Annotated in this window: 9 protein-coding genes, 2 pseudogenes and 1 other annotated feature; of the genes and pseudogenes, 8 read left to right on the top strand and 3 right to left on the bottom strand. The window is 42.8% G+C overall.

Features of this window, described 5'->3' with window-relative positions; translation table 11 throughout:
* The 4 genes from ACT3RN_RS11960 to ACT3RN_RS11945 form a co-directional block, all read left to right on the top strand.
* A partial coding sequence (locus ACT3RN_RS11960) for a DUF2345 domain-containing protein (RefSeq protein WP_444518673.1) occupies nt 1–1,685 on the top strand: 1,685 nt, incomplete at its 5' end.
* Between the two features lie 14 nt (nt 1,686–1,699).
* Nucleotides 1,700–3,187 carry a hypothetical protein gene (locus tag ACT3RN_RS11955; protein ID WP_444518672.1) on the top strand — a complete coding sequence of 496 codons (1,488 nt, stop codon included), beginning with the start codon at nt 1,700–1,702 and terminating at the stop codon, nt 3,185–3,187.
* Between the two features lie 7 nt (nt 3,188–3,194).
* Nucleotides 3,195–4,118 carry a hypothetical protein gene (locus tag ACT3RN_RS11950; RefSeq protein WP_442063315.1) on the top strand — a complete coding sequence of 308 codons (924 nt, stop codon included), beginning with the start codon at nt 3,195–3,197 and terminating at the stop codon, nt 4,116–4,118.
* Between the two features lie 50 nt (nt 4,119–4,168).
* Entirely contained in the window at nt 4,169–4,726 is a 558-nt protein-coding gene (locus tag ACT3RN_RS11945; protein WP_442063318.1) for a hypothetical protein, read from the top strand.
* A 164-nt stretch (nt 4,727–4,890) separates the two neighbouring features.
* Here ACT3RN_RS11945 and ACT3RN_RS11940 read toward each other — a convergent pair.
* A protein-coding gene (locus ACT3RN_RS11940; RefSeq protein WP_444518671.1) for an IS3 family transposase occupies nt 4,891–6,056 on the bottom strand; the annotation gives its coding sequence in 2 pieces (ribosomal slippage) (nt 4,891–5,798 and nt 5,798–6,056; 1,167 coding nt in all).
* A 101-nt stretch (nt 6,057–6,157) separates the two neighbouring features.
* Here ACT3RN_RS11940 and ACT3RN_RS11935 point away from each other — a divergent pair.
* Nucleotides 6,158–6,562, top strand: a complete 405-nt coding sequence (locus ACT3RN_RS11935) for a hypothetical protein (protein ID WP_442063521.1) — start codon at nt 6,158–6,160, stop codon at nt 6,560–6,562.
* Nucleotides 6,563–7,002: 440 nt separating this feature from the next.
* On the top strand, nt 7,003–8,289 hold the full coding sequence (locus ACT3RN_RS11930) for a hypothetical protein (RefSeq protein WP_444518670.1): 1,287 nt from the start codon (nt 7,003–7,005) through the stop codon (nt 8,287–8,289).
* Between the two features lie 10 nt (nt 8,290–8,299).
* Here the strand turns inward: ACT3RN_RS11930 and ACT3RN_RS11925 are convergent.
* Nucleotides 8,300–9,519, bottom strand: a protein-coding gene (locus tag ACT3RN_RS11925; protein ID WP_444518669.1) for an IS3 family transposase whose coding sequence is annotated in 2 segments (ribosomal slippage) — nt 8,300–9,243 and nt 9,243–9,519 — 1,221 coding nt in all. Because the reading frame shifts where the segments join, the coding sequence is not laid out codon by codon here.
* Nucleotides 9,128–9,244: a sequence feature (AL1L pseudoknot), on the bottom strand. (Overlaps the previous gene by 117 nt.)
* A 115-nt stretch (nt 9,520–9,634) precedes the next feature.
* Here ACT3RN_RS11925 and ACT3RN_RS11920 point away from each other — a divergent pair.
* A pseudogene (locus tag ACT3RN_RS11920) lies at nt 9,635–9,781 on the top strand (RHS domain-containing protein); the annotation flags it as partial.
* A 168-nt stretch (nt 9,782–9,949) separates the two neighbouring features.
* A pseudogene (locus ACT3RN_RS11915) lies at nt 9,950–10,132 on the top strand (RHS repeat-associated core domain-containing protein); the annotation flags it as partial.
* 451 nt (nt 10,133–10,583) lie between these two features.
* On the opposite strand, the gene ACT3RN_RS11910 reads toward ACT3RN_RS11915, so the two are convergent.
* Nucleotides 10,584–11,160, bottom strand: a 577-nt coding sequence (locus tag ACT3RN_RS11910; RefSeq protein ID WP_444518668.1) for an IS630 family transposase, incomplete at its 5' end; no start/stop codon positions are given.

The raw sequence follows: 11,160 nt of genomic DNA, 5'->3' as shown, positions 1-11,160 counted from the left end.
ACAACCACATCACGGCTTGCTATCTGCCATTTCCGCATCACTACCACATTCCCTACGAAGAGGAGCTTAGCCGACTAGGACAACCGCATCCGAGTCTGACAGGTCTGATGAGCGCTAGTATCATAGACACCCATAGCAGTAGTGCGGTAGATAATGACCGCAACCACCGCGCTCATATCCGTTACCACTGGCAAAGTGAAGATAGTAGCGACGACAGCAGCCACTGGATACCCATCGCCAGTCACCTCGTCGCCGACCACATGGGACAGACCCATCCTCTGCGTCATGGACAGCATGTCCTCATCGACTTCATCGGTGGTGACTTAACCCATCCCATCATCATCGGCAGCACCCATAACGGACAAGGCAATATCGATGCTCAGCACAACAGCATCGTTAGTGACTCAGATGCCATCGACGCCACCAGTCCGGCTTGGTTCATTAACCAAAGCCATGCTTACCCCATAGACGGCATCAAAACCCAAAGCATCGACAGCAGTCGTACAGGCGATGCCACCAAAGACAGCGTCACTAATGGCTATAACCAGCTCATGTTTGACGCCCATCCTGACAGTCCGCAGATTAACGTCTATAGCAGCAGCTATCAAAGTAGTCTAACTATTGGACATCTGTATCAGCACACCGACCATACTCGTGGTCAAGCACGTGGACAGGGCATCAGTATAGAGACAATAGCAGCAGGCGCACTACAAGGCAGTACAGGACTACATATCAGTAGCCAAAGCGCCAGTGCAAACGCTCACATGAGTCATCACAGTCATAGCCGATTGCAGACTGCCGATCAGCATCAAAGCGCCTATCAAAGTCTTAGAGACACCCATCAGGTAGTAGGGTTTGAGGGTAGTAACATTAATCAACAGAGTAAAGCGAATAGTAATAGCAAAGACGACAGCCAAACTCCCTTTGCCGCCTTTAGCAAAGACACTAATGACAGCACCCTAAGCACATCAGGACAATGGCAGCAGCCGAATATTCTGATTGACTCTCAGCGTCACCTTGCCCTGCTTACAGGACAACATAGCCAGCACACCAGCACCAAGAGCAGTCACAGTCATGCCACAGACAGCACCCACTACCACAGCCAGACTCAGATCAATCAGTTAGTGGCAGGAGATATTCACTACTACAGTAATAAAGCACAGACCCACACCGCCGCTCATGGCGATGTGACCATACAAGCCCATCAAAGCAAGATGCGGCTCGATAGTGAGCAAGTACTACGCATCCATAGCCGTGACAGTATTGAGATTATCGCGCTTGATACGCTAACGCTGAAAGCCGCAGGCAGCGGTATTGAGATATCAGGTGGCAATGTTACGTTTATCACGCCTGCTCAAGTTGGCTATAAAGCGAGTAAAGTGGATTGGGAGAGTGGGGGTGGAGTTAAAACAGAACTGCCTTATTTACCATCTGTAGAAATGGAAAACTGGATTGGTCTTAAACTTTTAGGAGTTGATGGTGAAGGTGTGCCTGATATTGGCTACAAAATATTCTTTGATGGTGGTCAAGTTATTAAAGGACGACTCGATAGAAAAGGTGAAGCACATCACAATAATGTGCCCGAAGAAGCCAACCGTGTTGAATATGAAGAAAAAGACTTTGAAGACCCTAATCCTGATTCATTTCTTAAGGTTTTAGAAGCTGCTAAAAGCTTTATTAAATAATAGAAGGTACAATTATGGGATTTTTACCTACACAAAAAGAACTTTCAAATGCGCTTGCATGGTTTATGGCACCTGTTAATGGCGCTGCGCAAAAGGGTAAAGAAACAGCAAATGATATTGCCGATTGGCTTTGGGTAGTCATACAAGGTGATTTTGCGTCGGAACCTTCTACTGCTCAAGTCGTTACTGGTACTGTCGTTTCTATGATTCCGTTGGTAGACCAGATCTGTGATGTTCGAGATATCTGCGCAAACTGTAAAAAAATAAATGAAGATGACAGTAATCCTTGGGCATGGATAGGTTTAATTCTGACGTTAATTGGTTTGTTTCCAGTCTTGGGATCGTTATTTAAGGGAATATTTAAAGTTTTACTTGCTCCTATTAGACGTTTTATGATGCGCCCTTTGTCCAAAGCTGGCAAATTTTCAGGTAGCTTAATCTATAAGACAGTTGAACCTGCTATTGAGCAAGGTATAAAAGCGCTTAACAAGTTTTTAGGACGTCCTGAAGTTAAAAAGTTAATTAGCAAAGAAGCGTCTGGGAACGTATATAGGTGGTCAGCTAAGCAACTAAGAGGTTTAAAAGCCAAGGTTGATAAGAAGCAGATTTTAGCAGTATTTGATGAGCATATTAGCTATCTAAAAGAAACCGTAGAATTTGTACAAAAATATGGCAGCTCAGGTATAGGTAAAAAAGCAGGAGACATGCTTAAAGTAGTGGTAAATGTACGAAATAGGGCTAATAAGCGTCTTGGTGATTTTTTAGCACCTGTGCAAGACTTTTTAGAACGGCTAGCAATACGTTTAGATACCGAAGGTGGGTATAAAGCAGTTACTAATCTGACAAACATCGCGAATTTTAGAAAAGTTCATACTGACGGTGAGGTGCAACTTATAAAAATCAGTTCGCCTAAATGGGTAGATGTCACTAGAAATATTAAATATCCCAAATTAGATGTTTGTCCCAAAATACCTAAAGGGTATCCCAATATTTCTAGTAGTGCTAGCATGCCTTTGAATAGTGCTTTTAAGACTTTTAATACTATCAAAGCGGTAAATCTTCCAGAAGGTACCATATTATATCGTGTTGTTGACCCTACTAGTAATGATAACAGTATTTGCTGGATGAAAGCATTAGAGTATGCAAAATTGAAAAAAAGAGAAGATTGGCGAAGACGTTTTGCAGTGTGGGCGAGCTGGAATAGTAATGGTGAGGTCGTCCAGTACATTGTACCTAAAGGTGGTATGAAAGTTTGGGAAGGCAAAACCGCCAGTCAAGTACTTAAAGATAGCAAAGGTCAAATCCAAACTGCTAATGGACGCGGTGCTATGTACGTATTAGAAGGAGGCGGCACACAAATTGTACTTGATCCAGCCCAGCTAGTTAAAAGCAAAGTAAAACCACGCAGAAAGACAGGATGGGGCTATGGTGCTAACTTAAAAGGCTCAGAAAATACAGACATGGTTGGCGTGCCAACCCTCAAACAAAACTGGTATAAGTGAGTAAACAATGAATAACTACATCATAAGACCGCAAGAGATTTACTTATTAGAGCGCTATAGCTCACCTGCTTACTTTAAAGAGATGCGCGATGCCTTCGCAACTATGCTAGAAGCAGCAGAGCAAGCGCTTGAGCTATTTGTCAATGACTTGCCCTTTGATTACCGAACGCGTCCTATCAACAGACAACCTGACATTGTCTGGGGCGAGCGGGTATTGCCAAACCTGCGTAGCACCTTAGATAGTCTTAATGTTGGCTATCAAGAGCTGTTAAATGGCGATTTAATAGCAATAAGATATGGCGGTAATGTTGAGAGTGATTTTCGCGCTATCAGTATGGATTATGATATCGACTGGATGCCAGAGCAGCAACAACTGGATTATGAGAAGTGGCGCCAAGAGGCGAGTTTGCGTGCTTTTAATATGGAAATAACCAGTTATTTTGGTTGGAAAATAGGTAGTTTAATTGAACGATACACTACTGAGTCAAGAGGACCCCTTAACCCACCTGAATCGTGGCCTATTTATCGCCTCAATCCTCAATATAGCGTTGAATTAGATGAAGTTGTCCCTGTTGCAGGTATCTATGTACCTAGTAGAGCAGATGCCAGTGCTCAAGTGTTATTGGATGGCATGTTGGCAAATGAAGCCTATGTCGGTTATGACCCTGAAACCATGCAAGCGGTTGGCATGGCGCCTGTCACTTGGATGCTCGTTGAGCGTATCGCTGATAGTGGCGGTGGTAGCAAAAATGTTGCACCAAAACGCTTACGCTGCGAGTCAGGTAAACCTTGTCCGCACACAGGATACTGGTGGTCACCATCGAGTCAGGATGTCAAACACTTTAAAGCAGGCGACATCATGCCGAAGATGAGGCGACTTGAATGGAAAACCATCTGGTATTTTAACGAGACCAATCAGGTAGACGATTAAGATAGATAACTTACGCCTTATCAATGACTAATAACAAATGAGCTTTATATATGTTAAATCATTCAATTCCAAAGACCTTATTTAAAATGTGGCTGTGCGTTTCCATACTATTTACGATAGGAGTTAGTCAGTCGCAACTTGCTATGGCAGCTGATACTTCTTATGCTGATAATACGTCCGAGACCGCAGAAGAGTTGAGATTAGAGTACCTCGAAGAGCTCGCAGAAGATCAGAACAAGCTATACTTTGAAGATTTTGCGACCAATCCTGATGACATTCCGATCAGTGAGTATGAAGGAGGGACAGATCGATACTTTGGCGATTTAAGAGTTGAAGGTGATAAGCTTATATTAGAAGTTTCAGGTGGTGAGCTACTTATTATCACCAGAAACGAACGTCAAGAACAGCTTAGACAACAGCTCATAAAGTTCGTATCAGAGCATAGCGATGTGTCAGTCAAAGTTGGTATACAAGGTCTGATAAATATCAACAATGATCCAACGACAGAGGACTTGTATGAATTGGTTCTTGTGAATTACAACGGCTTAGAAGCCAATGCCACTCATAATTTTTTTAAGATGCTTAGCAAAATTAATGATGAGGAATGAGCTTATCAAAAGATAAAGCAATATTTACAGGGTTCGATTTAAATTCAAGCTATATCGCAGGTAAGAATGATAATTACGTTATTAGTATAGCCTATGGAGGTTCAGCTGTAACAGGTCTTGACCCCTGCCGTCAAATCCGTACACATAAACTTGGGAGATTTTAGTTACGCAGCTTGACGATAATAATCAAACCACACCTGTCTTGGCGATTGATAGCCCAAACCCTTTTGAATCCTCGTCTGATTGTAGTACAGCTCGATATAACTGATAATATCATTGATGGCTGTGAACCTTGTTTTATAGTCTTGATGATATACCAGCTCATTCTTTAATGTGCCCCAGAAGCTTTCTATCGGAGCGTTATCGAAACAGTTGCCTTTGCCGCTCATTGAGCCTATAAATTGATGCTGCTTAATGGTCTTGTGGTAGGCATGGCTGCAATACTGGCTGCCTCTGTCAGAGTGAACGATTAGCCCTATGTTTGGACGTTTATTCCTGATGGCCATATTTAGTGCTTTGCAAACTAAATCTGCGGTTATTCGCTTATTGATAGCATAGCCGACCAGCTCTTTGGTATATAAGTCTTTGACTCCCGCTAAATACAACCAGCCCTCATGTGTCCAGATATAGGTGATGTCGCTTACCCATGCTTGGTTAGGGCGACTGGTGTCAAACTTCTGATCGAGCACGTTTGGATAGACCAGCTTGTTGTGATTGGAGTCGGTGGTGACTTTAAAGCGCTTATGACGACGACATTTAATGCCGTGTTGCTCTTTGATGCTTCTTACCATATACAGGCTAATGTTATGGCCTTGCTCGCTTAGATGAGCATGCAGTCGATCTGCGCCATAACGTTCTTTCGTTTCATTGTGAGCCGCTTTAACCAGTAATTCAGACTGGTTGCGATGTATCTGTTGGTCGCTGAGATCACGACTTAGCCAGTCGTAATAGCTTGATGGCTTAACCCTTAACACACGGCACATAGTGGTGATGCGAAAGAGGAACTGGTTGTCTTTGATAAAGGCGTACCTGACTAACTGTTTCTCGCGAAGTACGCGGTCGCCTTTTTTAGAATCTCGCGCTCCTCTTCAGCCACTTTGAGCTGACGCTTGAGCTGCTTTATTTCTTGAAGAGCACTCATAAGGTCAGGATCATATTGCTCTGTGCCAACAAGCTTGCCTTGATTGGCTTTGTTATGCCAGTTTGATAGCGTTTGCATGGCAATACCTAACTGCTTTGCAGTAGCTGAGATATTGCCATTATTATCTGCTATCTTCTTGACAGCTTCAGCTTTAAATTCGTTACTGTAGGTTCTTAATTTCTTGGTCATGGTAAACTCCTATAATTGTGCTTAGTTTACCAAGTTTATCTCTACGGTTTCTTCAGCATAGCTCAAGTAATGCATACACAGGCATTGAGGGATTAGGCCCTTTGATTATTGATGGACTAAAATATGGAGAAGTAAATAAATATAGCTCTCAGTCACTAGTTAATCCAGTTCTAAAAGGTGAACCAAAAGCGAGTCATAGACAATATCTAATACAAAGAAGTGCTTATAAGTTTCAAACACTAAATACTTCAAATAATAAAGGTAAGGCAGGTTTTGGAATCTTAGAAAACGGCAGCATAGTCATAATTATCGAAGAAGATAATACAGCTAAACTAACTTATTATCAATTCCGAGATTTATTTATAGCACGTAATTGCATTCACGCATTAGCATGTGATGGTAGCGATTCAGTCTTTCTATACTACAATCAAAATTGGATAATAGAAGCTAGCTTGATCAAAAATAATACTCAAACATCTGGGATAGGATTTAGAATTGATGAATAAACTTAAGATCATAATTTTTATCTCAGTATTTGCCATAGGTATTGTGACGAATATTAATTATATTACAGTATATGCAATGGAATCAAAATATAGTCTAATCTGGTTATGGGCTTCTAAATCAATTATAAACGTTCACCAGTTTTATTACATTGCTTTCTTATTAAACTGTTTGGTTTGCATTATTTTTTTGTTAATTCCAGTCTTACTGTCAAAATCATTACAAAAAAATATTTCAAGATTTTTTTGGCTTCTTATTATACCAACAGTAATTTTATCATTATGGCCACTTGCAGGTTTTATAGTTTTCGACCTAGAGGTTTTTCCGTTCGGACCACCAGATTATGTGGAGCAAGGTGCTATATCATCACAATATACTGACGCAGTATATTGTGATTATTGGAGTTTTGGCGTGAATAATGATTACTTAAGCAGCGCACTATGTGACAGACCGAACTAATAGAAAATTAATTAGATTCACTAATTACCATCATCAAAGCCACTACCGTTTTGACGTGCTTGGCAACTTAATAAGCCAAATTGACAACCCGCATCTGCCCTCAAACCAACAGCGTCGTATCAGTTATGAGCGAGACTTGATAGGTCAGATACTGACTCAAACCAGTGTAAGCGCAGAGCAGTCTGCACAAGTACAATATCACTATGACAAAGCAGGACAGCTATTATGTGCAATCAACCCGTACAGTCGAACCGATTTCGCTTACGACGCTAACGGGCAACTCATCAGAGAGCATCAAACCAGCACCCTTAACATCGCAGGACTACAACATGAGTATAAATTAGTATTACAGCATGATTACGACGAGCTAGGCAATCGTACCGCCACCACATTACCTGACGGCAAAGTCATCAATCAGCTCTATTATGGCTCAGGGCATCTATATAACCAAAGCCTACATGATCCAAGCACCGATCAGCACATAGAGATACGCCACAGTGAGCGCAATAAGTTGCATATCGAAGTCAACCGTCAACAAGGCGTTCTTGACAGCGTTTACACCCATGACCCCATGGGACGACTCATCAACCAAAACAGTAGCGACAACGATCATATCGTCGTTGGACGTCAGTACCAGTATGACACGATTGGACAACTCACTGACATCAACAGTCAGGCATCACTCATAGGTAAAGACCACACCGTCCAGCAGCACACCCGCAACCATCACTACCAGTACGATGCCACAGGTCGCCTAACTCAGCATAAATTAGCAGGGTCAAATATCAGCATCACCGAACAATTCGCCTTTGACCCAGCAGGGAACCGAGTATCGACTCATAGCAGTAGAGTGGAAGATGCTAATAAACAAGCTCAAACAGCGACGGCCAAACTACAAGGCCGCCCAACAGAACTCACCAGCCAAGGTAAGCACGTGCGCTACACCTATGACAATGATGGTAGAGTCGTTCATAAAACCATAGCAGCCAACGCACTACAATCAAGTAATAGCCTAATTGGGTTTAAAAAAGAGCTAACATTCAAATACAATGCTAACAACGAGTTAAGCCAAACCATACTCACGCATCATAAAGGTAGCGACACCATCGTCACTACGACCGATTACTACTACGATGCCTTTGGCAGACGTATTCATAAGCACAGCCAAATCAGCCAAGGAACAAATACTCAAGACAAACACACGCACATGCTCTGGGATGGTGACAATGCTATTCAAGAATTGAACCGCCCCGACTATATCGGAGAGTGAATTACTTGAGTCAGGCAACTTTGTCTGACTCAGTAAGACTATCATAGTATCGTCTCTCAAACTCAAAAGGCGACACATAACCAATCGTACTATGCAAACGTGTTTTGTTAAACCAATCGACCCATTCAAGGGTTGCTAATTCAACATCACTTACACCGTGCCACTGCTGTTTTAAATAATCAATCACCTCCGTTTTATAAAGCCCGTTAACCGTTTCAGCCAACGCATTATCGTATGAATCACCGGTTGTACCAACAGATGCAATGACGCCAGAATCAGCCATCTTATCCGTATAGCGAATGGATAAGTACTGAACGCCGCGATCACTATGATGAATCACGTCTTTTGGGTTGTTTCTATCTGCAATTGCTTGATTTAACGCTGCCATCACCATATCCGTGTTCATACGATCTGATACTTTCCAACCAACGATAGCGCGAGCAAATACATCAATGATAAAGGCGGTATAGACCCAACCACTCAATGTCTTTATATAGGTAAAATCAGCAACCCATAGCTGGTTAGGGCGATGGGCCGTGAAATCACGGTTGACTAAATCATCAGCACGCTTTTGATCATTACGAGACTTAGTGGTTATCTTACCTTTACCTCGCCAAATACCCTGCATACCATGCTGACGCATTAACCGCTCTACAGTGCAACGTGCAGGATGTACACCTTCACATTTCAACTGTTTCCAGACTTTACGAGCACCGTATCGGCATTTGCTGTCCTTCCAAATACGTTTAATCTCATTAAGATAGAAATCGTCATGCTGACTACGCTGTGAACGCTTTTCAGGACTGAATTCTAGCTCTTTGGCACGATAGTATGTGGATGGAGCAATCGGTAGTACTCTACAGATTGGCTCGACTCCATATTGTGGTTTGTGGTCATCTATAAAATCAACCATTACTTGGGTTTGCGGCCCGTCTCCGCCTGGGCGAAAAAAGCAGCAGCTTTCTTTATAATTTCATTGGCTTGCTTTAACTCTCTGTTCTCACGTTCAAGCTCTTTGATACGCTCGGCTTGGCTTTGAGCTTGAATGTTTGCAGGAATGGTTTTATCAATGTGCTTTTTATGCCATGATCGTAGGGTCTCAGGCGTGCAACCTATCTTTGGCGCTATGGCTTTGATGGCTGACCAGGTGGATGGGTAGTCGTCTTTAGCTTCAATTAGCATACGGACGGCGCGCTCTTTCATTTCAGGGGTATAGTTTCGTGTTTTCATTGTCGTATTCTCTCAGAAAGTTGAGTCTCCGACAATCCCGGGGCGGTTCAAATATACCGATACCCATGTCTATAACACCATCTACGACCAAGGCAGCTTTACGCCTGTAGCAAGGTTGGTATGGCGCAAAGATACCCTACAACAAGCGGCTAACGATGACAGTGACAACGTATCAAGCAGTCATGATGGCAACTCAATACAAGTCTATCACTATCATAACGATCAGCTCGGTACACCTAATGAGTTGACCAACAGCCAAGGTGAAGTGGTTTGGTTAGCGGATTACGAGGCTTGGGGTGAGACGTGTAAAGAAATGTGCTGGGGGCACATTTTAGCGTCGCAAGACGAGAGCTATGCTCGAGTGGAAGGCAAAGAGGTTTGGCATGATCAGAAGCTAAATCCACTACAGATAGAAAAAGAGCACTTGCAGCCGATACGTTTTCAAGGTCAGCACTTTGATGTAGAAACAGGATTGCATTACAATCGCTTCCGCTATTATGATCCTGATATGGGGATGTTTACGACGAGAGATCCGATAGGCCTCATGGGCGGTAGTAATGTCTTTGCTTATGCGCCAAATCCTACGGGGTGGGTTGATCCGTTGGGGTTGGCTGCTGCTGTAGCAGGAGGTGCGGCAGTGCTTGGAGAAAGCGTTGGCGCAACGGCGGCGGCTCCCGTTGCTGCTGTTGTTGCGGCAGGTGCTGGAGGGTATTGGCTTGGTACTAAGATTAATGATGGTCTTGAAGCTAATGGTTTGAGTATAGGTTCTGAGATTTATGACCTTATTCATCCAGAAGAGAAGCAGAGTACTTGCAGCTCGTGTAAGCCAGCTATTAAAGATGTAGAACCTGAAGATTTTTGCGAGCAATTGGCTTTAGCAGAAGCTAAAGCTGGAGCTGGTAGACATATAATGAAGGGGCAAAAGATGAGTGATGAACCCAGATTGATAGCTCATTATGGATCTGGACCATGGATCAAGAAAGAGCATGTACGCGAATGTACTGCGAAGGGCAGAAGAAGAAAAGTGACTATACATTATTTCCATAGCGAATCTAGCAATATAGTCAGTTCAAAACAAAAGTGTTATGGATAGGACAAACATCATAAAATAATTTGGATAAGTCATTTTCCATCCACCCTTGGCGTAGAAACTTCACTTGAGCCCATTTTTTCTCAATAGGGTTCAAGTCTGGGCTGTACGGCGGCAGCCATAGAATACGATGACCATGCCTGTTCAGTAATTTTTGGATACGTCTACTTTTATGAAACCGAGCGTTATCCATGACAATCACGCATTTGGTTTTAAGACTTGGTATTAGCGTGTGTTTACACCAGTGATAGAATATGCCGCTGTTAATGTTGTGTTCAAAGTAATTCAGTGCAAATAGCATCTTTTTATATAGAGCACCAATGACGTTGGTTCGCTTTTTACCTTGCCAGTTGTAGCTGTCGATACAGGGTTTGCCTATCGGTGCATAACCATGAGGACGAATGATCTGGCTTTCAAAACCGCTTTCGTCCATATACACAATGGGATAACCTTGCTGTTTAAAGTTATCAAGCTTACTCTGATACGCCGCTCTTTTTATTGGACACGCTTTTGGATGCTCTAAGGTCTTTTTTTTTTGACTGATGCCTAGG

This window comes from Psychrobacter sp. AOP5-GZ1-6, from assembly GCF_052376345.1.
Classification (GTDB): Bacteria; Pseudomonadota; Gammaproteobacteria; order Pseudomonadales; family Moraxellaceae; genus Psychrobacter.
Note: the sequence above shows the minus strand (reverse complement) of the source record. Positions and strands in the feature narration are given on the sequence as shown.

What these genes read in the sequence shown, in the direction of transcription:
- ACT3RN_RS11945 (WP_442063318.1), top strand. Translation starts at nt 4,169, where the DNA reads ATGTTAAATCATTCAATTCCAAAGACCTTATTTAAAATGTGGCTGTGC.
- ACT3RN_RS11955 (WP_444518672.1), top strand. Translation starts at nt 1,700, where the DNA reads ATGGGATTTTTACCTACACAAAAAGAACTTTCAAATGCGCTTGCATGG.
- ACT3RN_RS11950 (WP_442063315.1), top strand. Translation starts at nt 3,195, where the DNA reads ATGAATAACTACATCATAAGACCGCAAGAGATTTACTTATTAGAGCGC.